The following is a 23,784-nucleotide window of genomic DNA, read 5'->3' as shown; positions in this document are numbered from 1 at the left end:
TCGCCGTGTTTCCTTTATCTCGTCAGGAGGCGTCCAGTCTGTACGTCGCTTAACGAGCGCTTCCGCTTTTCTAGTAGATATGCACAAACGGCTTCTCTTCGCCTGCGTTTCTGACAATGAGCGCTTCGGCCCCGTTTACTGAGTTGATTTCCACCTCAACATTTAGATAATCCGGGAAGTGGTCAATGATCAATGACGTGGCCCACTGTGTGAATCCAATGATTTCGGCTTCGCCAAACATCTGGACCGGAATTTCAATTTTCATGTCGACAAGCTGGCCATCTTTGTAAAACCCGCGTCCGATGACGCCGTTATAATTTGGAAAGTATTCTTCGATATCATCTTTGAATCTCATATAAAAAGTCAAATCATCTCGATGATTTTTTTCCGCTTCCTCTGATGGGAAGAGGACATACTTCTCATCGATTTTCTTCCAGTCGCCCAAAGAATTGCCTTTATCCGATACGGCATATGTGAAGAAATTTCCAGGAACGACATCGTTCTTTCCTTTTTGTTCAAACAGAGCGATGACGATTGGGACATCCCCCAGCCCCTTCATACTTCTCATTCGTTTCAGCACTTCTTCAGCCATCTTTTTCCCTTCGGCTTCGAGTTTGTCGCGGGGAATTTTTTGTTCAAATGTTGCCCCATATTTTTCCTTTTGGTAATAGTGGACAGAGTTAAGGGCAAGCCCTACCACTACGCCGCTCAGTTTTACCGATTTATCATTTTTCGTTAAGTAGTTATGTTCCAAAATGTGAGCGAGATAAATCGGGTTTTTTTCGTTCTGTTCCTCGATCGATCCTTTGCCGTCGTTTAACGGGTTCAGCCCCAGATTCTCTTCTTTCTTGAGGCCTCTTTCCTTCAGCTGTTCCTTCGTAAATTTGCGGTTCAGCCAAAGGCCCACTGTTTCTTTATCCAGATGCTGCCCTTCCTGGAACACGTATTTATCCGGAGAAAATTGTCCCGTCGCCACCCGCATCAATCCGGTCTCAAATTCATTGATATCATATCTTGAATTTAGATTTGATACGACCATTCCCCTTGCTTTACTCGGTACAAAAGGAATGAGAGAACGATAGGAATCGGGAAGCTGGTAATTCGGAATGATAGATGTTCCTTTTTGATCATTCTTCTTTTGGACAACTTCCTTCTCATTTTTAAAACCGGGTGCGCATCCTGTTATTAAAACTGCTGCCAGCAGCAGGGAAAACCATTTTTTCATTCCATTTCTTCCACCTTTAACGATTGAGTTCTTCCAGGAGCTTTTCCTCATCCCAAATTTCTATATTCAGTTCCTGCGCTTTTGTCAGCTTCGATCCGGCGTCCTCTCCTGCAATGACCAAGTCCGTCTTTTTACTGACACTGCCCGTAACTTGTCCGCCAAGCGCTTCAATCTTCTCTTTGGCTTCATTTCGCGTCAGTTTCTCGAGTTTGCCTGTTAAAACAACCGTTTTATTGCTAAAAATCGAACCGGATTCCGCTGCTTCCGAAATTCTTGGTCCCTTGTACGTCATATTGACACCGGCCGATTTCAATTCAGAGATCAGTTCCTCTACTTCTTCGCTTTCAAAATAAGTGGCAATCGAATCCGACATTTTTTCTCCCACTTCAGGAATCGTTACAAGATCGTCGCGGGAAGCCGCGATCAGGTTGTCCATCGTTTCATAATGTTCGGCCAAAACCTTTGCCGCGCGTTCCCCGACATGGCGGATCCCCAGTCCAAATAACAACTTCTCAAGGGAGTTGGATTTAGATTTTTCAATCGCCGCCAGCAAATTATTGACGGATTTTTCACCCATCCTCTCCAACTCAAGCAGCTGCTCCTTTTTTAGGAAATATATGTCAGCTGGATCCCTAATCAATTCATGTTCAAACAGCTGGCCAATCACCTTTTCTCCAAGGCCGTCAATATTCATCGCGTTGCGTGAAACGAAGTGGATCAGCCCTTCTCTTCGCTGCGCCGGACATTTCGGATTGATGCAGCGCAGCGCCACTTCCCCTTCCAGGCGCACAAGATCGCTGTCGCACGCGGGGCAATGTGTCGGCATGTGGAACACTGTTTCTTCGCCTGTCCGTCTTTCAGTCAAAACGTTGACAACTTCCGGAATGATATCACCGGCTTTTTTGACGATAACCCAGTCCCCAAGCATAATATCCTTTTCGCGGATTAAATCTTCATTATGCAAGGATGCACGCTGGACAGTTGTACCGGCCACCTGAACTGGTTCCAGAATAGCGGTCGGCGTGATGACGCCGGTCCTGCCTACACTCAATTCGATGTCCGTCAGCCTTGTCACCACTTCTTCGGCAGGGAACTTGTAGGCGATGGCCCAACGGGGCGACTTTGCTGTAAAACCAAGACGGTCCTGCTGCTCTATAGAATCGACTTTTATAACGATTCCGTCTATATCATAATCCAGGTCAGGCCGTTTTTCCGTCCATGTGTCGATATACTCAATCACATCGTCGATCGTTTGGCATTTTCTCCATTCCTTGTTCACCTTCAAGCCGAGCTTCGCCAAGTATTCGAGTGCGCCGCTGTGTGTATCGACACCAAGGGATCCGTAATTTCCAATTCCGTAAAGGAAGATGTCGAGATGCCGGGATGCAGCAATCCTCGGGTCAAGCTGGCGTAAAGAGCCCGCTGCCGCATTCCTCGGATTGGCAAACAGCATTTCGCCTTTCTTTTCCCTTTCCTTGTTAAGGCGCTCAAATGATTTTCTCGGCATGTATGCTTCACCGCGTACTTCAAAGGTCAAATCCTCTTTCAGGCGGATCGGGATGGAACGGATTGTTTTTAAATTAGCTGTAATATTCTCGCCGACAGTTCCGTCTCCCCTGGTCGATCCCAATACGAAGAGTCCGTCTTCATATTGAAGTGAGACTGCAAGCCCGTCGATTTTCAACTCACATACATAGGTAAAATCGTCCCCGATCGCCTGGCGGATGCGGCGGTCAAAATCCCGCAAACTGGCTTCCCCAAAAGCGTTGGCGAGGCTGAGCATCGGCGTTCTGTGTTCCACTTTTTCAAAAGCGGAAAGAGCTTCTCCGCCAACCCGCTGAGTCGGTGACTCTGGCGTCACCAAATCCGGAAATTCACTTTCGATCTCCGTCAATTCACGCATCAGCCGGTCATATTCTGCATCCGGGACAGACGGATTATCCAGAACATGGTATTCATAGTTATATTGGTTTATTAAATTGTGCAGTTCTTTAACCCGGTTTTGGGCAGTCTCACGGTCCATGTCAACAACCCTTTCTCAACCATATTACACTTTCTTGATGGGGGCGAATTCCGCAAGCAGGCGCTTGATCCCTACAGGGCTTGGAAAAGCGATGTCAAGCTCGATGCTTCCGCCGTCTTTTTTTATACTGACAACTGTCCCGGTGCCCCACTTTTTATGCTCTGCGCGATCGCCGACGCTCCATTCCCCCTGGTCTGTTTCGGAAACAGCAGGACGGAAAACAGGCTTTGCCGGGCTTGGCCGGTTTTCCCGGAATCCGAAGGAAGTGGCCGTCCGCGGCTCTGCTCCAACTTCTTCCACCAACTTATCCGGAATTTCATCAATGAAACGGGAGACCGGGTTGATATTTATACGCCCGTAAAGGGTCCGCATATAGGCGTTCGTCAGATACAGCTCCTCTTCCGCCCTTGTGATCCCGACATAGGCGAGGCGCCGTTCTTCTTCCATCTCCTCTTCGTCCATCAAAGAACGGGTATGAGGGAAAATCCCTTCCTCCATACCGATTAGAAAAACGACAGGGAACTCCAGTCCTTTGGCGGAGTGTAAAGTCATAAGCGTCACAGCATCATTGGCTTCGTCCGCTTCGTCCAGCTGGTCGATATCGGCAACAAGCGCCAAGTCGGTTAAAAATGCGACCAGACTTTTATCATCACTGCCGTCTTCAAAGCTTTTCGTTACAGATAAAAATTCTTCGATATTTTCCAGCCGGCTTTCAGCCTCGAGTGACTTCTCAGCCTTAAGCATCTCTTTATATCCTGATTTTTCAATGACCTCTTCCACAAGCTCTGTCACGGAAAGGTATTCCTGCATTTGTACAAAATTATTGATCAATTCGTGGAAAGCCGCTGAAGCATTTGCGATTCTTGGACTGACACCAACAAAATCAATGACTTTCAATACATCGAACATGGAAATGTCCTGTTCGGCTGCATATGCCGCAATCTTATCAATGGAAGCGGCCCCGATTCCCCGCTTTGGCACATTGATGATCCGCTGCAGGCTGATATCATCATCAGGATTGGCGATCAGCCGCAAATAGGCAAGCAGATCCTTGATTTCTTTTCTGTCATAGAACTTTGTTCCACCAACAATGGTATATTGGATATTTGATTTTATTAAAACTTCTTCCATGACCCGGGATTGGGCGTTTGTCCTGTACAGGATCGCAATGTCGGACCTGTCTCTTTTTCCGCCTTCCGTCAGTTCTTTTATTTTACCGGCAACAAACTCAGCTTCGGTTTTTTCACCATCCGCACGGTAATATTGGATGCTATCGCCATCATCATTGTCTGTCCAGAGATTCTTCGGTTTGCGGTTCTGATTGTTTTTGATGACTTCGTTCGCAGCCTCGAGAATTTTTTTGGTCGAACGGTAATTCTGTTCTAGTAAAATGACTTTCGCGTTCGGATAATCTTTTTCAAAAGAGAGGATATTGGCGATATCCGCACCCCGCCACCTGTAGATCGACTGGTCGGAATCCCCGACGACACAGAGATTTTCAAATCGCTCCGCAAGCAGTTTCACGAGCATATATTGCGCCCGGTTCGTATCCTGGTATTCATCTACATGAATGTAGTGGAATTTTCTTTGATAATATTCCAGCACTTCCGGCACTCTTTCGAACAGTTGGATTGTGACCATGATCAGGTCATCGAAGTCGAGAGAATGATTCCTTCTGAGCCGGCGCTGATACTCTGTGTAAACGTCGCTTACGATACGGTCATAGTAACCCCCGGCTTCCTTCGCATATTCCTCCGGCGTAATCAGCTCATTTTTTGCATTGCTGATCGATCCAAGGAGCGCTCTTGCATCAAATTTCTTCGGATCGATATTCTTATCTTTTAAAACACCTTTGATAACCGAAAGCTGATCGGTCGTATCCAGGATGGAAAAATTACGGTTATAACCGAGCCTGTCGATGTCACGGCGCAGCATCCGCACGCACATCGAGTGAAAAGTCGATATCCATACATCTTGGGCACCCGTGCCAATGATTTTTCCGATCCTGTCCTTCATCTCTCTTGCAGCCTTATTCGTGAAAGTAATGGCGAGAATATTGTATGGGTTAACCCCTTTTTCGAGCATTAAATAGGCAACCCGATGGGTCAAAACCCTCGTTTTCCCGCTTCCCGCACCGGCCATAATCAATAACGGGCCTTCCGTCGTTTTGACCGCTTCTTTCTGTTCCTTGTTCAATCCTTCCAGAAGGTTCCCGGTTAAAAATTGCATTTTATCACCAACCTTTAAGAACATTTGTTCTTATTATATCAATAGTATTATCTATTTTTAACAGCCTGAACTGTTTTTAACGCTTCTCCAAGGTTTTCGTATACCGCATTGCCGACAATCACGACATCTGCGTGCTTGCCCATTTCTTTTGCCTGGCCGGCAGTCGAAATGCCGCCCCCATAAAATAGTGTCGTTTTTTCGAGCTCTTCCTTTACTGAGCGGACAATGTCCGGATCCCCGTATGTACCGCTGTATTCCATATAAAAGACCGGCATGCGGAACATCTTTTCAGCCATCATTGCGTAAGCGATGACGTCATCTTCCGTCAAATCCGTGTTGGCGTCAGTCAGTTTTGCCGCCTTGCAGTCACCATTTAAAATACAGTATCCTTCAACAATCATTTCATCCCAGTCGATCAATATTCCGTATTCCTTGACCGCCTCGTGATGCAGGCCGCTCATCCAGCGGAAATCACGGCTGTTCAAGACTGACGGGATAAAATATAAATCAAAACCCGGTGTGATGGATTCAATATTGCTCACTTCCAAAGCGCACGGCACCGTGTAACGCCGGACTCTCGCCATAAGATCGAGCACATTGTCGGACGTAACACCGTCTGTCCCGCCGATAATGATGGCATCCGTTCCGGATTCACAGACTTTTTCCAGCGCCTCGGGGGAAATCTCTTTATTCGGGTCCAATTTAAAAGCATGGCGCCATTTCTTGACATCATACATAAACCATGAGTCCTCCATTCTCCAATTCCGTACACTATTATAACATTACAGAGGCCAAACTCCGAGATGAAATATGAAGAAATGATTGGGTGGAGGGAAAGGCATGGAAAAGTGGATGGCATCAACATTGTGTGGATATAACAAAGGCGCAAGCGCCTGTTTATCGACGTACAGACTGGAGCGCTTCTGACGAGATAAAGGAAACACGCGCAGCGGAGCGGAGCGATGTTGACTTATCGTAGGAAGAAGCGTGAAGTCTGCTAGTCGATAGGCGCTGGAGCTAGACAACAAAAGGCTTTGTTCAAAATTTTAAAGCTAAAAAATCTTATACTTCCTTACTCAGTTAAGAAAAGCGCAAGGCGCGCAGTCTTAGGCGACAAGCATAAGACGAGCGCTGAAGAAGGCGTAGTTTGCCTTCAGCAGCGATTGGCTTAATCCTTGCGCCGATGGCGCCTGGAGCTGGACAACAAAAGGCTTTGTTCAAATTTTAAAGCTAAAAAATCTTATGCTTTCTGATTTAAACTTTGAAAATCCGCAGCGTCATCGCTGCGGATTTTCTTTTTCCATTATCCGGTCCAATACCATTTCATATGAGTCATTGCCGTAATTCAGACAGCGCTTGACCCGGGAAATGGTTGCTGTGCTTGCACCGGTGGCGGCTTCAATTTTTTGATACGTATTTCCTTCCCGAAGCATCCTTGCGACCTCTAGACGCTGGGACAAAGATTGGATTTCATTGATTGTACACAGGTCATCAAAGAATTCGTAGCACTCTTCTACGTCTTTTAACGATAAGATCGCTTCAAACAATTGATCGAGTGCTTTTCCTCTTAACTTCTCAATCTGCATTTGAAAATCCCCTTTATAACTGCTGTCTGTTATCACTCAAAAGAGACCATCGTTAATTCTGGCACGATATTGATCCATGTTTTTCCAGAAACCAATTTCATTGCTTCGCCATTTTTATATGGCAGAATTCTTCCATTTTCATTTTTCCATTCAGCTTCCTGGATGATTCCTTTTTGAAAAACATAAGCTTTTCCACCTGACGTAAGATCGATTCCACGTCTTCCCTCTTCATCTTTTACCGTATGAGCCGCCTCAATGACAATGACATTGTCAAGAAGAACAGGTTGGTCATTGTCATATTCGACTGTTTCGGCGCCTCCGGATGACCGGGTATATTTCTCTTCTTGGGAGTCATAATGGTATTCTGCGATAAAAGTCTGGTTTTGGCTGTATGCCACCTTCAAATTTTCTGCTGCCTCTCCTTCAAGGCTTCCGGCCTCTTCATCGGAAAGGAAGTCCAATGGCTTCGGTGCTTTGTCCATATCATAGCCGGCATCATTTGCACCTTTTTCGATATTTTTAAAAGTGATATAGGAATTATGCGGGGCTTTACGGAAATCAGCCCTCTTAAACAATGTTCCGTCATGCTGTATTCCGTTAATATTGTCAATTGCTCCTGACTTCAATGTCTGCTCTGCTTCCGGGCTGTAGCCATGGGCGACATACAACGCATCATATCCTTTGGAAAGGTCAATAAAATACTGTCTGGCACTTCGGACCGGACCGATATTTTCCGGCTTTTCACTTTGAAAAATGGCCAAAAACCTCGTTACATTTCCTTCTGCGAGCGCTTCATATACAATATCAGCCTGGGAAAGACCGCTTTGCGGCCTCGCATCCGGGTGATTGTTGATTGTGACTGCGACTGCACGTTCAGGCGGTACTATGTTAGTTTCCACCCCGGTCAATGGAGCGGTCTTCTTTATTGCCGCTTTTTCTTTTTCCGGCTGCTTTTTTTCAGACTCCTGTGATTCCTTTTTACCGCAAGCTGAGGCAAACAGCATTAATATTGCCAATATAACGAAAGCCAATCGTGTAAGTTTCAAAATCCCATCCCCTAAGCAGTTCAAATTCTCTTTCTCTCAACTATTTTAACGCATTAACGTCGGAAAGAGTACTGTTTTATTCATTACATCATACATGCCGCGCTGAGTCACGCGGATATACGGCAAATGAGTGGAAGAAAGAAAGAATAACGAATAGACGGGATCCGAAAACGGATACCCCCTGTCTGCAAGCAGCCGTCTTAACTCTTCTTCCTCTCCTATGAGGATAGGAAGCTCTTTTTCCGACATCATTCCTGAGAGAGGAAGACGGATTTCGTGCACAATCTTTCCATTTTCGGCGAGTACGATGCCGCCGCCGATTTCTTTCATTCTCTCAAAAGCTAGTCTCATATCATTTTTGTTTTTTCCAATCAAAATGATGTCTCCTGTGGTGGAAAAAGAAGAGACAAATCCGCACACTTCTCTGGCGAATCCTTTCAAAATTGTATTGATTCTCCACTTCCCTTTTCTGTCCACCAGTGCAAAAAAGGACTCATCACTGTCTTTTGGCAGCTCATCCAATGAGATGTCCATTGCTATTGAATAAGGTTCCGTAATGACGCTGTTAACCATTTTCACCCCAAACGGCATGGAAAATTCCAGGTCTTCCATCGTTAATTCCCAATCCAATGCCAAAGGCTCAATTCCGTAATCCTCCCAATGAATATCTTCATCTATGATAATTGGATTTCCGTCCCTTTTCACCCACTCCCCTTTTGCAAGGACAGAAACGGGCGAAGGATTGTTTTCGCTTTCCAGGAAATTGATGTTGGCAATTCTGCCAGTTCCGATCATTCCATGCAGATGCTGTAGATTATAGTGCCGGGCGACATTATAAGATGCCATATGATAAGCATCGATTGCCGGAATTCCGCTGTCAATCGCCATTCGGATCATCACATCGATTATTCCCTGACTGTAAAATGCGGGTGTTGATCCGTCCGTTGTAAACAACATCGATTCATACTGATTCAGTTCCATCTTTTTCATATCTTCCAAAAGGACAGGCAAATCCGGCCGAATCGAAGAATGCCTTAATGAGACGGTATACCCTTGCATAAGGCGTTTATAAATATCCTTTCCTGTCATCGATTCATGGTCACAATCCGCTCCGAACAGCATCAGTTTGGCGAGCGTCCTGTCGGAAGCCCCGGGAAAATGCCCTTCCACTTTTTTCCCAAGGCGCTTCGTTTCTTGAATCCAATGCAGCATCAGATCATCACCATCCAAAAGCTGCGGCCAGCCGGTAAGCTCACCTCCCTGAACGACTTTATCATGTTCAAGCCATGATTTTACATCACTGTTGGAAAAAATGACTTCTTCCCCTTCAAGCTTTGTTTGAGCATCAAAACGCGTCCACCAATACATCGTAACAGGCGACTCATCGACTTCGCGCAATAGTGAAAACGCTTTCTTTTTCTGTAAATGTAAAAAGAAAAATAGGTTGTCATTTATCGTTGTTGTCGTTCCGGTCTGTGCAGCGAACCGTGAAAATGTTTGCGGATTGTACAAAAGGAACGGATGAACATGCGGCTCAATATAGCCTGGTACCAATGTCAGGCCGGTACAATCTACGATTTCGGCCGCCGTTGTGTTTTTCGGAAGTGCCTCACCGGCATACACAATGCGATCGTCCTTAATCCATATATTTCCTTCCACCCAGCGGCGGAGCTTCGAGTGTAAAAACCGGGCATTTTTTAATAGAATAGCAGGTGGCTTTTTGCCATCAATAATCGCCGCCTGTTCACGTATCTCTTTGTTTCTCCATCTGTATCTCTGTTCCAACATTCAACCCTCCCTAGGGAGTTCACACTGATTTTTTTAATTTTAACATACTTTTTAATTTAACGCAGTGAAGTTTGAAAATCGAATATAAAAAGTTTGTGAAAATGGGGACAGGCCCCAAAAAAACTCCCACCCGCAGGCAGGAGTTCACCCTAATAATGCTTTATATCCGATATCTTTCCGGTAAAAGAAATGGTCGCTGTCGAGCTTCTTCATTTCTTTATATACGTTGTCTGAAGCAGCGGCAATATCCGCACCTTTCGCTGCCAGAAGCAGGAGGCGGCCGCCGTTGGAAACATACGTCCCTTCTTCGCTTCCTGCCGCTGTTCCGGCATGGAATACTTTAACGGAAGGATCCAATGCTTTCAAATCAGGAAGAAGTAATCCTTTCTCATAGCCGCCGGGATAGCCGTTGGTTGCATAAACAACTCCGATCACTGCACCGTCCGACCATTCGATGACTGGCTCTTTGCCTTCTAAAATATCCTTTACGACTTCTGCCAAATCACTGTCAAGTCGTTCAAGGACGACCTGTGTTTCAGGGTCTCCGAACCGGGCGTTGAATTCGATCGTTTTGGAACCGTCTTTTGTTAAAATCAATCCGGCATATAAAATTCCGGTAAACGGCCTTCCTTCTTCAATCATGGCGTTGGCCGTCGGGATCAGAATATCCTTTACAGCCTGCTCCACTTCGCCGGCCGGAATATGAGGGACAGGCGAGTAGGCGCCCATGCCGCCTGTATTCGGGCCTTTGTCTCCGTCAAAAGCTCGCTTGTGGTCCTGCGCGATGACCATCGGATAGACTTTGCCGCCATTGACAAAAGCCATCAGCGAATACTCTTCACCTTCCAAAAATTCTTCAACCACTACACTTGCGGAGGACTCGCCGAACTTTTCATCCAGCAGCATATCTTTCAATGCCGCATGTGCCTCTTCAAGTGTCATTGCTACGACAACGCCTTTTCCAGCGGCAAGCCCGTCAGCCTTAATGACAATAGGTACTCCCTGTTCGTCCACATATGCTTTCGCTTCCTCGTAAGAGTGGAAAGTTTCATAGGCAGCCGTTGGAATCTTGTATTTTTTCATCAAATCCTTTGCAAAGGACTTGCTTCCTTCGATTATCGCGGCGTTTTTCCTGGGACCGAAAATTTTCAGGCCTGCTGCTTCGAACTCATCGACAATCCCGGCGTTCAGGGGAACTTCAGGTCCGACGATTGTCAGCTCGATCTGCTCTTTTTTAGCCAGACCAATCAGTTCTGAAAATGCTGTTTCCTTAATTGGCACTACGGTCGCATCTTCGGCAATACCCGCGTTTCCCGGTGCACAAAAAATTTGGGTCACCTGCTTGCTTTGTTTCAATTTTTTACAGATGGCGTGCTCTCTTCCGCCTCCGCCGACAACCAGAACTTTCAAAGAAATTCACCGTCCATTGTTTTAGTGTTTAAAATGACGCACGCCAGTAAATACCATAGCGATTCCATGTTCATCCGCGGCTTTGATTGAATCTTCGTCGCGAATGGACCCTCCCGGCTGGATAATGGCTGTAATTCCCGCTTTTGCCGCTTCTTCTACGGTATCACTCATCGGGAAGAAAGCATCAGATGCAAGCACGGCGCCTCTCGCTCTTTCCCCTGCCTGTTCAATCGCAATTTTCGCCGCACCTACACGGTTCATCTGTCCTGCTCCCACACCAAGGGTCATCGCTTCATCCGCAACAACGATGGCGTTTGATTTCACATGCTTGACCACTTTCCATGCCAGTTTCAAAGCTGCTATCTCTTCTTCTGTCGGCTTCCGCTTTGTAGGGAAAGTCAGTTCTGCGTCAGCAAGGCCAAGAGCATCCTGATCTTGTACAAGCAATCCGCCTTCAATGGAAGTCAACACTTTTTCGGGCGTATTTTTTTCATCAAACGAAACGGTCAACAGACGGATATTTTTCTTGGCTGTTAAAATGTTCAGGGCTTCCTCTGTAAAAGAAGGCGCAATAATAATTTCCAAGAAGATTTCTTTTAAAATTTTTGCTGCACTTTCGTCCACTTCACGGTTGAACGCGATGATTCCTCCGAAAATGGAAGTCGGATCGGCTTCATATGCTTTTGAAAAAGCGTCTGCCGCATTCTCGCCCGTTCCGACGCCGCAAGGGTTCATATGTTTGACGGCCACTGCTGCCGGCTTGTCAAATTCTTTTACAATTTGTAAAGCTGCGTCAGCATCACGGATGTTGTTAAAAGAAAGCTCTTTTCCATGAAGCTGCTTGGCATGGGCAATGGAAAACTTAGATCCAAGCGGCTTTTCATAAAAAGATGCCTTCTGATGCGGATTTTCTCCGTATCTCAGCGATTGTTTCAACTCATATGTGAATGTCATTCTTTCAGGCTGTTCTTCGCCGACCAAGTTTGTCATGTATTCCGCAATCAAAGCGTCATATGCCGCTGTATGGCGATACACTTTTGCCGCAAGTTTTCTTCTCGTTTCAAGCGAAACATCTTCATTTGAGCGAAGTTCATTTAAGACCTGCCCATAATCGGCGGCATCGACAATAACAACAACACTTTCATGATTTTTGGCAGAAGCGCGAAGCATCGCAGGACCGCCGATATCAATGTTTTCAATGGCTTCTTCGACGGTTACGCCTGGTTTTTCGATCGTTTTCTGGAACGGATATAAATTGACGCACACGACATCGATCCCTTTGATCCCCTGCTTGTCCAACTGAGCCATATGGGACGGGTCATTCTTTTTGGCAAGCAGGCCTCCGTGGATGAACGGATGAAGTGTTTTTACACGGCCTTCCAAAATTTCCGGAAACCCTGTCACCTCGTCAACTGCCGTAACAGGCAGATTGTTCTCTTCCAGTATTTTTTTCGTTCCGCCGGTTGATAAAATTTCAAATTCCAAATTGATTAATTCTTTCGCAAAATCGACGACTCCGGTTTTATCTGACACACTAATGAGCGCTCGTTTCATTCTTGCAGCACCTTCCATTTATCTTTTTCCCTCAAACAGCTTATCGAGCGTTTCAGGATAAAATTCATGTTCAATTTCGTGAACCTTTTGCGCAACTTCATCTTTTGTTGCTCCGTCTTGAATGTCGATGGCCCTTTGAGCGATGATTGGGCCTGTATCCATGCCTTCATCCACAAAATGAATCGTGACACCAGTTACTTTCACGCCTGTGGCGACAGCCTGGCCAATCGCATCAACACCCGGAAAAGCAGGCAGCAGCGATGGATGGATATTGATGATTCGTTCAGGATAGTGTTTGAGCAGCACCGATCCGATCAAACGCATATATCCGGCCAATACAATATAGTCCACGTCATTTTTTTGGAGTTCTTCATGAAGCATCGTCTCGAACTCCACTTTGGATGCGTATTGTTTTGGACTGAATTCCAGAACAGGCACCCCTGCCTTCCTTGCCCTTTCAATGACAAAGGCGCCAGGCTTGTCACAAACCAACAATTTTATTTCTGCCCGGAGCTTTCCGGATTCAACCGCGTCATGGATGGCCTGGAAGTTACTGCCGTTCCCAGACGCAAACACTGCTATCTTTTTCACTTTTGTGTACCTGCCCCTGAAAATTGTACGCTTTCTCCATTAATGACAGTACCGATCCTATAGGCTTTATCGCCCTGCTCTTCAAAAAAGCGGATGGCTTCGTCAGCATCGTCCGGATCTACTGCCAGGACAAGGCCGATTCCCATGTTAAAAATATTGTACATTTCCTCTGTCTGCAGCTTTCCGTATTTTTTCAGAGCTTCAAAGATAGGCAAAACAGGCCAAGAGCCTTCTGTCAACTCAGCGCCCAGTCCTTCCGGAAGCATCCTTGGAATGTTTTCAATAAAACCGCCGCCGGTAATATGGGCCATCCCTTTGATTTCAAACTCCCGAAGCGCAGAAATGACCTGTTTTACATAAATTCGCGTAGGTGTAAGCAGTTCTTCTCCGAGCGGGCCGTTCAATTCCGGCAAACTTTCATCAAGGGAGAATTGATTTTCTTCGAAGAAAATTTTACGGACAAGTGAATAGCCGTTGCTATGGATTCCGCTTGATGCCAGGCCGATCAGCACATCACCTTCATTAATATTCTCCCCATTGATCAACTGGGATTTTTCACAGGCGCCCACTGTAAAACCGGCAAGATCATATTCATCTTCCCCATACATTCCAGGCATTTCGGCCGTTTCTCCGCCAATCAGGGCACATCCAGCCACCTCGCAGCCATCCGCGATTCCCTTGACAATCTGTTCGATTTTATCCGGAACCGCCTTCCCGCAAGCGATATAGTCGAGAAAATAAAGAGGCTCCGCTCCTTGGACAACAACATCATTGACGCACATGGCCACACAATCGATGCCGATTGTATCGTGTTTATCCATCATAAAAGCAAGCATCAGTTTTGTACCGACACCGTCTGTACCGGAAATGAGGACAGGCTCCTTCATATTCATTTCCGACAAGTCGAATGCACCGCCAAATCCGCCCAGCTGCCCCATGACACCGGTCCTGTTCGTCCGTTTCACATGCTTCTTTATTTTCTCAACCGCTTCATAGCCGGCTTCAATATTGACTCCGGCTCTTTGGTAGGCATCAGCCATCCTTATTGCCTCCTATCACCTTTTTACAATCAAGCGGCGGCGAGAAATCGCCGCCTTTTTTGAAAAATTTTTAATAACGGGCCACTCTATTGTTTAATTGTGCGATGTAACCGCTGATTGTGACCGTTTTCCGAGCTTGTGCCACTTTTCGGGCACTTATCCACCCGATTCGTTACCGTTTTCCGAACTTGCCTCACTTTTCGGGCACTTATCCGCCCGATTCGTTACCGTTTTCAGAGCTTGCGCCACTTTTCGGGCACTTATCCCAGTCTGTAGGTCGCTAAACGTCGCCCTACGCTTTTCCTACTCCATCTCTTTCTCATACGGCAATGGCGTATCCGGGTAGATTTCCGTTGGGTATTCGCCGGTAAAGCAGGCCATGCACTGGCCGCAGTTTTTACCCAGGCCTTCCCTTCCGATGGCCTTCAGCATGCCTTCAACGCTTAGGAATGTGAGTGAATCCGCACCGATGATTTCACGGATCTCCTCCACGCTGTGACTGGAAGCGATCAGTTCCTCATGCGTTGAAACATCGATTCCATAAAAGCAAGGGTTCGTCATCGGCGGAGAGCTGATGCATACGTGGACTTCGGTCGCACCGGCTTCTTTTAGCATCCGTACAATCCGCCGGCTTGTCGTACCGCGTACAATTGAATCATCGACCATGATGACACGCTTTCCCTCGACCACCTTTCGAACAGGGGAAAGTTTCATTTTCACTCCCTGCTCGCGAAGCTCCTGAGTCGGTTTGATAAAAGTCCTTCCGACATATCTGTTTTTAATCAACCCAAGTTCGTACGGTATCCCTGCGGTTTCTGCAAAACCGATGGCGGAGGAAATGCTGGAATCCGGGACTCCTGTTACGACGTCACCTTCGACATTTGCTTCTAGAGCGAGCCGCTTTCCGAGATTTTTTCTTGCCGTATGGATGTTGATTCCGCGAATGTCACTGTCCGGCCTTGAGAAATAAACATATTCCATCGTACACATAGCGTGGGAACCTGATAGGGAAAAGCGCTCTTCATGAATGCCTTCATCGTTGATGATGATCAATTCCCCCGGTTCAACATCGCGGATATACTCCGCTCCGATCAAATCGTATGCACATGTTTCTGACGCGACACAATAGGCATCTCCAACTTTTCCGATGGAGAGCGGCCGTAATCCGTTCGGATCCTGTGCGATGATCAGCTCATCTTCCGTCAATACAATCAGGGCGTACGCACCTTTCACCATCGAAAGTGCATTTTTCACCTTGTCTTTTAGCGCCAGGTATCCGCTGCGCTTAATCAGATGCGCAAGCACTTCTGTATCTGTATTCGTCTGAAAAATACTGCCCTGCATTTCCAATTGGTGCTTTAAATCATTGGCGTTGATCAAATTTCCTGTATGTGAAAGAGCAAGACTTCCGCTTGATGAATGGAAGAGAAGCGGCTGAATATTTTCAATGCCGCTCTTTCCTGTATATCTTACATGACCGATCGCTCCACTGCCTTTCAGGCTGTCGAGCTTCTTTTCATCAAATACATCGTTGACGAGCCCATCTCCCTTTATGCCTTTCATGCGCTTTCCGTCCGTTACAACAATTCCGGCGCCTTCCTGCCCTCTATGCTGCAGACTGTGCAGACCATAATATGTCATTCTGGCCGCATCAGGGTGACCCCATATTCCAAACACACCGCATACCTCATTTATGCTTATTTATTCAGCAGAGACGGGATAGCTCCCTTCCAAGCCTCTTCCATCTTTTTGCTGTCGGATTTGACCAATAGCTCTTTATTGTCGTTAAGGATGACTAATTCTGCACTGTCTGTCACTTCACCAATCAATGTTGCGTCATTTACGATTTCTTCAAAAGCTGCCTGATTTTCTTTCCTGACCGAAATAATAAAACGCGATTGTGTTTCAGAGAATAACGCTGTTGTTTTATCTCCGGCAAGTGTCACTTCCGCCCCAAGCCCGTCTGTGTCAAACAGACATTCAGCAAGGGCTACAGCCGCTCCCCCTTCGGAAACATCATGAGCAGAAGATACAAGGCCTTCCCGTATTGCTGCAAGAATCTGCTTCTGTCTCTCAGCTTCAACCGCAAGATCAATGGAAGGGGCTTTTCCAAAAATATCGCCATGAATCAATTTCTGAAGCTCGCTTCCGCCAAATTCAGGTTTCGTTTCTCCAACCATGTAAACCAGGTCGCCCGCTGCTTTGAACGACTGTGTAGTTGTATGAGCAAGGTCCGTTATCAAACCGACCATGCCGATGATCGGCGTTGGATAAATCGCCTTTCCGCCTTTTTCATTATAAAGGGAAACATTTCCACCGATGACCGGGCTGTTAAGGGCCAGACATGCTTCACTGATTCCTTCTGCGGATTTTTCAATCTGCCAAAAGATTTCCGGCTTGTCCGGGCTTCCGAAGTTCAAGCCATCGGTAATGGCAAGAGGCTCTGCTCCCGAGCAGACGACGTTGCGCGCCGCTTCAGCCACAGCAATTTTTCCGCCGGTTTCCGGGTCAAGATAAATGTAGCGAGAGTTGCAGTCCGTTGTGATAGCAATTCCCTTATTCGTTCCCGGAATTCTGACAACTGCTGCATCCGAGCCAGGTGTAACGACCGTATTGGCCCCAACTTGATGGTCGAACTGCCGGTAGACCCACTCTTTGCTGGCAACAGTCGGCTGCTGTAAAAGCTGAAGCAAGGTTCCCTGGTAATCTATTACTTCTGGAATGTCCACTTCCATCTCCTGAAACTCACGGAAATAAGCCGGAACCTCTAATTTTTTATGATAAACCGGCGCTTCTTCTGCAAGGGCATCTGCCGGCACTTCTGCCACAACCTTGCCTTTATGAAGAAGACGAAGCATTTTATCATCCGTTACATGACCAACAGCTACAGCTTCCAGGTCATATTTTGCAAACAGGTCGATGATTTCCTGTTCCCTTCCTTTTTTGATAACGATCAGCATCCGCTCTTGCGATTCGGACAGCATCATTTCATAAGGAGTCATGTTCTCTTCGCGCTGGGGAATCAGGTCAAGATCCATTTCAACGCCGTACCCTGCCTTACTTGCCATTTCGGCAGAGGAACTTGTCAATCCGGCTGCACCCATATCCTGGATTCCGATCAATGCATCCGATTTTACAAGTTCCAAGCATGCATCCATTAACAGTTTTTCTGTAAAAGGGTCGCCTGCCTGTACCGCTGCGCGTTCTTCGTCTTCATCCTCAGACAGTTCTGCTGAAGAAAAAGTCGCTCCGTGAATGCCGTCCCGGCCTGTCGCAGCGCCGACATACATAACAGTGTTTCCTGCACCTTTGGCTTGGCCTTTCTGCATGTCTTCATGGTTAAGGAGACCGACAACCATTGCATTGACTAGAGGGTTGCTTTCATATGCCGGATCAAATTGGATCTCCCCGCCTACTGTCGGAACACCAAGTGCATTTCCATAATCGGCGATTCCAGCCACTGCCTGCTCAAGCAAATAACGAACCCATGGAGAATCCAATTCTCCGAATCTCAAAGAATTCATCGCTGCAATAGGACGGGCGCCCATTGAAAATACGTCACGGACGATACCGCCGACACCAGTAGCCGCTCCTTCGTATGGTTCAACAGCCGAAGGGGAGTTATGGCTCTCAACTTTGAAAACAACCGCCTGGTTATCGCCAATGTCTACGATTCCGGCACCTTCTCCAGGACCTTGTAAAACTTGTTTTCCTTCTGTCGGGAACTTTTTCAACACAGGCTTGGAGCTTTTGTAGCTGCAGTGTTCAGACCACATGACGGAAAAAAGTCCGGTTTCCGTATAGTTCGGCGTTCTTCCAAGCATTTTTTCCGCAAGTTCGAACTCTTCGTCCGATAAGCCCATCTCTTGATAGATCTTTTGTTCTTTAATCTCGGATGGAGTCGGCTCAAGCATTTGTGACATGTTGTTCCCTCCAGTTTTGTACAATTGATTTGAACAATTTAACCCCATCGGTGCTGCCCAATAGTTGATCTACAGCCCTTTCAGGGTGAGGCATCATACCGAGGACATTTCCTTTTTCATTCGTAATGCCGGCAATATCGGCCAAGCTGCCATTTGGATTTTCAGATGTATAGGTGAAGATGATTTGATGATTGTCCTGCAGCTTCTTCAATTCCGTTTCGCTGCAGTAAAAATGACCTTTTTTATGCGCTACAGGCAGAGAAATGATTTCTCCATTTTCATAAAGTGAAGTGAATGCTGTATCGTTGTTTGCCACCTGGAGTTTTACCGGCTTACAGACAAACTTCAAGCTTTCATTTGTAAGCATGGTGCCTGGAAGCAATCCAGCTTCAAGAAGTATTTGAAATCCGTTTCCGATGCCAAGTACAAGCTTTCCGGCTGCAGCCGCTTTTTTGATTCCCTTTATGACGGGCTGCCTTTTGGCGACGGCTCCCGGCCTGACTGCATCACCGTATGACGCTCCTCCTGGAATCAGAACAGCATCATACTCATCAAGGCTCAAAGTGTCGTGACGGACATATTCCACTTCTTCTCCGGTGGTCTGCCTAATGGCTTCATATAAATCAGATTCGCATGATGTGCCTGGAAAAACGACTATTGCGATTTTCACTTTGCAGCCGCCTCCTCGATTTCAAAGCGGTAATCTTCAACTTCCGTGTTTACAAGAAGGTTTTGGCACATATCGTGGACTGCTTTTTCCACATTTTCTGTTTTGTCAATTGTCAATTCAATATATTTCCCGACACGGACATTTTCAACTTCAGGAAAATCGGATTTCTTCAGTTCCTTTGTTGCCGCCGCTCCCTCCGGATCGATGACACTTTCTTTCAATGTTACAAATACCTTCACTTTATACATCTTCATTTCTCCTTCCGCATGCGCGAGTTTTAGTTCAGTCCAAGACGTTCAAATATTGCATCAACGTGTTTCAAGTGATACCTCGGGTCAAAACATGCATCAATTTCATCTTGGTTCAGCAGCTTTTGGACTGTTGCATCCTCTTCAATCAACGTTTTGAATGAGATTTGTTTCTCCCATGCTTCCATTGCCTTCGGCTGTACCGTATCATAGGCCTCTTCACGGGAAAGCCCCTTGTCAATCAACGTTAACAGCACTTGCTGGGAAAAGATCAATCCAAGCGTCCTATCCATATTTCTTTTCATATTTTCCGGATAGACCGTCAAGTTTTTCACGACATTGCCGAAGCGGTTCAGCATATAATTCAATGCAATGGTTGCATCCGGCAGAATGATTCTTTCCGCGGATGAGTGGGAAATGTCGCGCTCATGCCACAAAGGCACATTGTCATAGGCTGTTACCATGTAACCCCTTAAGACGCGGGCCATTCCGGCCATATTTTCCGATGCGATCGGATTGCGTTTATGAGGCATGGCGGAAGATCCTTTTTGTCCTTTAGCAAAAAACTCTTCCACTTCACGAGTCTCACTTTTTTGCAGGCCGCGAATTTCAACGGCGAATTTTTCAATCGATGTTGCGATCAGCGCTAGCACTCCCATATAATGGGCGTGGCGGTCACGCTGCAATGTTTGCGTTGAAAGAGGTGCCGGCTGCAGCCCCAGCTTTTCACAAACAAATTTTTCTACAAAAGGATCGATGTTCGCATAGGTGCCGACAGCTCCGGATATTTTTCCGAACTCGACTCCTTCTGCTGCCTGATTGAATCTTTCCAGATTTCTTTTCATTTCTTCGTACCAGAGCGCCATCTTCAATCCAAAAGTTGTCGGCTCCGCATGAACGCCGTGCGTTCTTCCCATCATCATCGTATCTTTATGCTCAACCGCTTTTTCACGTAAAATCGTGATAAAGTTCTCGAGATCTTTCCTGATGATTGTATTGGCCTGCTTTAATAAATAAGAAAGGGCCGTATCTACGACATCCGTTGATGTCAATCCGTAGTGGATCCATTTCCGTTCTTCGCCGAGCGTTTCTGAGACAGCCCTTGTAAAGGCTACAACGTCGTGCCTTGTCTCCTGTTCGATCTCTTTGATCCGATCAACATCAAAGCCCGCTTTTTCACGGATTTGTTTTACATCTTCCTTGGGAATCTCTCCAAGTTCGGACCAGGCTTCACATGCCAGAATCTCAACTTCCAGCCATGCCCTATACCTGTTCTCTTCTTCCCAAACCGCACCCATTTCAGGTCTTGTATAACGTTCAATCATTGTCAGAAATCCTCTCTTTTCAACCTATTTCCAAATCTCATTTCCATTCAAGTCTTCCAGGGTTTTATCCATGTCGGTGGTCAGGATGGTGATATGCCCCATTTTCCGGTTCATTTTCGCTTCCATTTTTCCGTAAAAATGAACGTTCCAATCCGGCTGCTGCGGGATTTGTTCGATGACGCCTTCCACATGCTGGCCGAGTACATTCACCATTACAGCCTGTTCCAATAACCTTGTCTTCATTAAAGGCCATCCGCAAACTGCACGGATATGCTGGCCAAACTGAGAAATATTGCACGCTTCAATCGTGTAATGTCCTGAATTGTGCGGACGCGGCGCCAATTCATTTACATATATCTTTTCATCTTTCGTCAAAAACATTTCAACAGCCAGCGTTCCGACCAAATTTAAGTGCGCGGCTATTTTTTCAGCCAATTTTTCGGCTTGCTTTACGACGTTTTCGGACACTCTTGCTGGAGCAATCGTTTCATGTAAAATATTGTTCACATGGATATTTTCTCCGACTGGAAAAACTTCAAGCTCTCCATTTGCACTTCTTGTCATGATCACTGAAATTTCTTTTTCAAACGGGACCCAGGATTCCAATACACATGGTCCGTTTTTTAACAGAGACGCTGCTTCCTTGGCATCTTCTGTCTCGTTTAGGACGTACTGTCCTTTGCCGTCATATCCTCCGCGGGAAGTTTTTAAAACACTCGGAAAACCGATATGTTTTAAAGCTTTATCCAGGTCCTCTTTGCTGCGAATGACAGCATAAGGGGCGACTTCCACGCCGGCATCCGTCAGTGCCTGTTTTTCGAGAATACGGTCCTGGGTGATCTTGATCAGTTCTGCTCCCTGTGGGACATAGGCTTTTTCCGTCAGCCATTTGAGTGCTTCATAGTCAACATTTTCAAATTCATAGGTGATCACATCACTGACCGAAGCAAGTTTTAAAAGTGCGTCCTTGTCATCATAAGGTGCAATGATTTCTTCATCTGCCACTTGCCCTGTGGGCGAATCGGCTGAGGGCTCGACAACGGCAATCTTAAACCCCGCATGTTTTGCCGCTAATGCCATCATTCGTCCCAGCTGCCCTCCGCCGATAATACCGATCGTACTTCCCGGTTGTATCAATTTAGACAAGCTCATCACTGCTTCCTAGAACTTTTTCTTTTAAGGCATCTCTTCTATTTATAAGCCTTTTATAAAGGGCACCATCCTCTGCCGCCAGTATTTGTGCTGCGAGAAGGCCTGCATTCGTGGCACCGGCCTTTCCGATGGCAACAGTCGCAACCGGAACGCCACCCGGCATCTGAACGATGGATAATAACGAGTCCATTCCTTTTAAAGCTCTGGATTCAACAGGAACCCCAATAACGGGAACTAGCGTTTTTGCAGCGACCATACCCGGTAAATGAGCCGCGCCGCCGGCACCGGCAATAATGACTTTCAATCCTTTTTCTTTGGCAGTTTCCGCATATTCAAACATCAAATCAGGTGTCCTGTGCGCAGATACAACCTTTTTTTCATAAGAAACCCCTAACTCGTCCAAGATATCACAGGCATGCTTCATTGTTTCCCAGTCCGATGTACTGCCCATAATGATTCCGACTTCGGCCTTCATGAAATAAACCCTCCGTCTCTTTTTTTCAATAAAAAACCGGATAAACTACTTTCTTTCTGGAAAGAAAGCAGATTATCCGGGAGTTCATACACAAAAATATTTCCCAAATCCCACTTTCCTCATAGTCCAATTATTTACGGTAATTGGGTAGAAACTGATGGGCCTTATCCCCATGATATATGAGGTTTAACAATTTAATCTTAACAATCCATCGTTTCGATGTCAAACAATAATCGAACGATATAATAAACTTGTTTACCAATGTTCGGATTTAGGTCTTTTTTATCCCTTCAAAAATAACTTTTTGAGAGATTGGCTTATATTCAATTGTTCCTTTTTTCTTCTCTTCCATGAACACCGGCTTTTCGATCCGCCGGACGGGACGGTATCCCTCCCGCTCCATCCTTTCTAGACATTCGCTGATTGTTTCATTTTCCTCAACGGTAAATTTCTTTTTCAAAGAACTCAATGAGGCAGTTTTCCTTTCTTTACAGATTTCACCCAGAAGCCGCCATAAATCGTCTTCGGTTCATAGGCAATGATAAAAGCTTTCGGATCAAGGTCTTTTATTAGCTGATAAAGCTTTAATTCGTATTTTCTCGGTGTAAGGACCTGCAGGGCCATTCGATCACCTTCAAGCCCTTGCGCTGCCCAGCTTGTCACTCCATACCCCTTGTCTCGAAGCTGTTTTGGAAGATCTCTGTCATATTCTTTTGTAATAACATTTACGGTTATGTACCCAAGAGCCATTTTTTCTTCAATTTTTGTACCCACAATAACTCCAATACCGTAACCTACGGCATAGGCAATGAGATTTTGGATTTGATTCAGGTTATCAAGTACCAGTCCTAGGCCCACGACGTAAATGACAATTTCTATCATACTGACAACAGCAGCAACATAACGATATCCCTTTAGAGTCAAAATCATTCGGATCGTGAAAAAAGAAACATAAATAACATTAATAATAAAAATAATGGCTACTATTACCAGGCTGTTCTCCAACATTGAGGGCCTCATCCTTTCTTAATTAAACCTGAGACAATTATAAAGGATTTTAATCCGTTTTCATATTTAATAGTATTATCGGAATATCCTTAATTCTTATGAAGGAAGGACTGAAAACTTTCAGAAAAAGGGGTGTTCGAATAGATAAAATATATGAAGAACTTTACTTGATCGGTGAGCTGTGAATGAAAATAGAGGATACAGGTTTGATGGTATTTATGAAATAAGATCGGGATTGCACGAATTGGGTGGGAATTGCACGAAATGAGGGTGTGATTGCACGAACTCAGGCGGAATTGCACGAATTGGGAGCGTAATTGCACGAACTGGACCTGGAATTGCACGAATTCCGGCTCGAATTGCACGATTGGATTTTGAACCAGTCAACCGGCTCGATATTTTCTGATTGTCCGAGCCCTAGGAATACAAAAAAACATGAAGTACTTGACCCCATGTTTTCTTTGTTGCCCGGCGGCGTCCTGCTCTCGCAA

20 protein-coding genes and 1 riboswitch are annotated in these 23,784 nt (G+C 45.9%); all 20 genes read right to left on the bottom strand.

All coding sequences use genetic code 11. The features are described 5' to 3' along the window. Nucleotides 1-70: 70 nt before the first annotated feature. The 20 genes from D4N35_RS15155 to D4N35_RS15060 all read right to left on the bottom strand — a co-directional run bounded on the left by D4N35_RS15155 (nt 71) and on the right by D4N35_RS15060 (nt 23,293). Nucleotides 71-1,225 (bottom strand): CamS family sex pheromone protein, encoded by a 1,155-nt coding sequence (locus tag D4N35_RS15155; protein ID WP_120075212.1) that lies wholly within the window; start codon nt 1,223-1,225, stop codon nt 71-73. Between the two features lie 16 nt (nt 1,226-1,241). Further along, complete coding sequence (ligA, locus tag D4N35_RS15150) at nt 1,242-3,248, bottom strand: NAD-dependent DNA ligase LigA (protein WP_120075210.1); 2,007 nt, start codon at nt 3,246-3,248, stop codon at nt 1,242-1,244. 24 nt (nt 3,249-3,272) lie between these two features. After that, nucleotides 3,273-5,477, bottom strand: coding sequence for a DNA helicase PcrA (pcrA, locus tag D4N35_RS15145; RefSeq protein ID WP_120075208.1), 2,205 nt, complete (start codon nt 5,475-5,477; stop codon nt 3,273-3,275). A gap of 47 nt (nt 5,478-5,524) precedes the next feature. Further along, nucleotides 5,525-6,214 (bottom strand): heptaprenylglyceryl phosphate synthase, encoded by a 690-nt coding sequence (pcrB, locus tag D4N35_RS15140; protein WP_120075206.1) that lies wholly within the window; start codon nt 6,212-6,214, stop codon nt 5,525-5,527. A gap of 540 nt (nt 6,215-6,754) precedes the next feature. Next, nucleotides 6,755-7,063 (bottom strand): YerC/YecD family TrpR-related protein, encoded by a 309-nt coding sequence (locus D4N35_RS15135; RefSeq protein ID WP_120075204.1) that lies wholly within the window; start codon nt 7,061-7,063, stop codon nt 6,755-6,757. 32 nt (nt 7,064-7,095) lie between these two features. Further along, nucleotides 7,096-8,067, bottom strand: a complete 972-nt coding sequence (locus D4N35_RS15130; protein ID WP_120075228.1) for a DUF3048 domain-containing protein — start codon at nt 8,065-8,067, stop codon at nt 7,096-7,098. Between the two features lie 87 nt (nt 8,068-8,154). After that, on the bottom strand, nt 8,155-9,897 hold the full coding sequence (locus D4N35_RS15125) for an adenine deaminase C-terminal domain-containing protein (protein WP_120075202.1): 1,743 nt from the start codon (nt 9,895-9,897) through the stop codon (nt 8,155-8,157). A 144-nt stretch (nt 9,898-10,041) separates the two neighbouring features. After that, entirely contained in the window at nt 10,042-11,307 is a 1,266-nt protein-coding gene (purD, locus tag D4N35_RS15120) for a phosphoribosylamine--glycine ligase (RefSeq protein ID WP_120075199.1), read from the bottom strand. A 21-nt stretch (nt 11,308-11,328) separates the two neighbouring features. Continuing rightward, on the bottom strand, nt 11,329-12,861 hold the full coding sequence (gene purH / locus D4N35_RS15115; protein ID WP_120075226.1) for a bifunctional phosphoribosylaminoimidazolecarboxamide formyltransferase/IMP cyclohydrolase: 1,533 nt from the start codon (nt 12,859-12,861) through the stop codon (nt 11,329-11,331). Between the two features lie 18 nt (nt 12,862-12,879). Beyond that, nucleotides 12,880-13,452, bottom strand: a complete 573-nt coding sequence (gene purN / locus D4N35_RS15110) for a phosphoribosylglycinamide formyltransferase (protein WP_120075197.1) — start codon at nt 13,450-13,452, stop codon at nt 12,880-12,882. Next, nucleotides 13,449-14,492: a phosphoribosylformylglycinamidine cyclo-ligase gene (purM, locus tag D4N35_RS15105; protein WP_120075195.1), complete on the bottom strand. Its 1,044-nt coding sequence runs from the start codon at nt 14,490-14,492 to the stop codon at nt 13,449-13,451. Before purM ends, purN begins: the two co-directional genes overlap by 4 nt. A gap of 303 nt (nt 14,493-14,795) precedes the next feature. Next, nucleotides 14,796-16,169 (bottom strand): amidophosphoribosyltransferase, encoded by a 1,374-nt coding sequence (purF, locus tag D4N35_RS15100; RefSeq protein WP_268920380.1) that lies wholly within the window; start codon nt 16,167-16,169, stop codon nt 14,796-14,798. Nucleotides 16,170-16,189: 20 nt separating this feature from the next. Next, nucleotides 16,190-18,415 (bottom strand): phosphoribosylformylglycinamidine synthase subunit PurL, encoded by a 2,226-nt coding sequence (gene purL / locus D4N35_RS15095; protein WP_120075190.1) that lies wholly within the window; start codon nt 18,413-18,415, stop codon nt 16,190-16,192. Beyond that, a complete protein-coding gene (gene purQ, locus D4N35_RS15090) occupies nt 18,399-19,085 on the bottom strand; it encodes a phosphoribosylformylglycinamidine synthase subunit PurQ (RefSeq protein WP_120075188.1) in 687 nt (228 codons plus the stop codon). The genes purL and purQ overlap by 17 nt, the downstream gene beginning before the upstream one ends. Next, nucleotides 19,082-19,333 carry a phosphoribosylformylglycinamidine synthase subunit PurS gene (gene purS, locus D4N35_RS15085; RefSeq protein ID WP_120075185.1) on the bottom strand — a complete coding sequence of 84 codons (252 nt, stop codon included), beginning with the start codon at nt 19,331-19,333 and terminating at the stop codon, nt 19,082-19,084. The genes purQ and purS overlap by 4 nt, the downstream gene beginning before the upstream one ends. Nucleotides 19,334-19,362: 29 nt before the next feature. Then, nucleotides 19,363-20,658: an adenylosuccinate lyase gene (gene purB, locus D4N35_RS15080; protein ID WP_120075183.1), complete on the bottom strand. Its 1,296-nt coding sequence runs from the start codon at nt 20,656-20,658 to the stop codon at nt 19,363-19,365. A gap of 24 nt (nt 20,659-20,682) precedes the next feature. Then, nucleotides 20,683-21,810 (bottom strand): 5-(carboxyamino)imidazole ribonucleotide synthase, encoded by a 1,128-nt coding sequence (purK, locus tag D4N35_RS15075; RefSeq protein WP_120075180.1) that lies wholly within the window; start codon nt 21,808-21,810, stop codon nt 20,683-20,685. After that, the gene (gene purE / locus D4N35_RS15070) at nt 21,797-22,285 is read right to left on the bottom strand and encodes a 5-(carboxyamino)imidazole ribonucleotide mutase (RefSeq protein ID WP_120075178.1); all 489 of its coding nucleotides are present in this window, start codon (nt 22,283-22,285) and stop codon (nt 21,797-21,799) included. The genes purK and purE overlap by 14 nt, the downstream gene beginning before the upstream one ends. Nucleotides 22,286-22,387: 102 nt before the next feature. Further along, nucleotides 22,388-22,488, bottom strand: a riboswitch (purine riboswitch). A 68-nt stretch (nt 22,489-22,556) separates the two neighbouring features. Further along, nucleotides 22,557-22,745, bottom strand: a complete 189-nt coding sequence (locus tag D4N35_RS15065; RefSeq protein ID WP_208646310.1) for an NETI motif-containing protein — start codon at nt 22,743-22,745, stop codon at nt 22,557-22,559. Between the two features lie 5 nt (nt 22,746-22,750). Continuing rightward, nucleotides 22,751-23,293, bottom strand: coding sequence for a DUF2179 domain-containing protein (locus D4N35_RS15060; protein WP_120075174.1), 543 nt, complete (start codon nt 23,291-23,293; stop codon nt 22,751-22,753). Between the last annotated feature and the right edge of the window lie 491 nt (nt 23,294-23,784).

Source organism: Siminovitchia fortis (assembly GCF_003605365.2).
In the GTDB taxonomy this organism is placed as follows: domain Bacteria; phylum Bacillota; class Bacilli; order Bacillales; family Bacillaceae_C; genus Siminovitchia; species Siminovitchia fortis.
This window is presented reverse-complemented; position numbering and strand designations above follow the sequence as displayed.

What these genes read in the sequence shown, in the direction of transcription:
- D4N35_RS15155 (WP_120075212.1), bottom strand. Translation starts at nt 1,225, where the DNA reads ATGAAAAAATGGTTTTCCCTGCTGCTGGCAGCAGTTTTAATAACAGGA.
- ligA (WP_120075210.1), bottom strand. Translation starts at nt 3,248, where the DNA reads ATGGACCGTGAGACTGCCCAAAACCGGGTTAAAGAACTGCACAATTTA.
- pcrA (WP_120075208.1), bottom strand. Translation starts at nt 5,477, where the DNA reads ATGCAATTTTTAACCGGGAACCTTCTGGAAGGATTGAACAAGGAACAG.
- pcrB (WP_120075206.1), bottom strand. Translation starts at nt 6,214, where the DNA reads ATGTATGATGTCAAGAAATGGCGCCATGCTTTTAAATTGGACCCGAAT.
- D4N35_RS15135 (WP_120075204.1), bottom strand. Translation starts at nt 7,063, where the DNA reads ATGCAGATTGAGAAGTTAAGAGGAAAAGCACTCGATCAATTGTTTGAA.
- D4N35_RS15130 (WP_120075228.1), bottom strand. Translation starts at nt 8,067, where the DNA reads ATGCTGTTTGCCTCAGCTTGCGGTAAAAAGGAATCACAGGAGTCTGAA.
- D4N35_RS15125 (WP_120075202.1), bottom strand. Translation starts at nt 9,897, where the DNA reads ATGTTGGAACAGAGATACAGATGGAGAAACAAAGAGATACGTGAACAG.
- purH (WP_120075226.1), bottom strand. Translation starts at nt 12,861, where the DNA reads ATGAAACGAGCGCTCATTAGTGTGTCAGATAAAACCGGAGTCGTCGAT.
- purM (WP_120075195.1), bottom strand. Translation starts at nt 14,492, where the DNA reads ATGGCTGATGCCTACCAAAGAGCCGGAGTCAATATTGAAGCCGGCTAT.
- purL (WP_120075190.1), bottom strand. Translation starts at nt 18,415, where the DNA reads ATGTCACAAATGCTTGAGCCGACTCCATCCGAGATTAAAGAACAAAAG.
- purS (WP_120075185.1), bottom strand. Translation starts at nt 19,333, where the DNA reads ATGTATAAAGTGAAGGTATTTGTAACATTGAAAGAAAGTGTCATCGAT.
- purB (WP_120075183.1), bottom strand. Translation starts at nt 20,658, where the DNA reads ATGATTGAACGTTATACAAGACCTGAAATGGGTGCGGTTTGGGAAGAA.
- purK (WP_120075180.1), bottom strand. Translation starts at nt 21,810, where the DNA reads ATGAGCTTGTCTAAATTGATACAACCGGGAAGTACGATCGGTATTATC.
- purE (WP_120075178.1), bottom strand. Translation starts at nt 22,285, where the DNA reads ATGAAGGCCGAAGTCGGAATCATTATGGGCAGTACATCGGACTGGGAA.
- D4N35_RS15060 (WP_120075174.1), bottom strand. Translation starts at nt 23,293, where the DNA reads ATGTTGGAGAACAGCCTGGTAATAGTAGCCATTATTTTTATTATTAAT.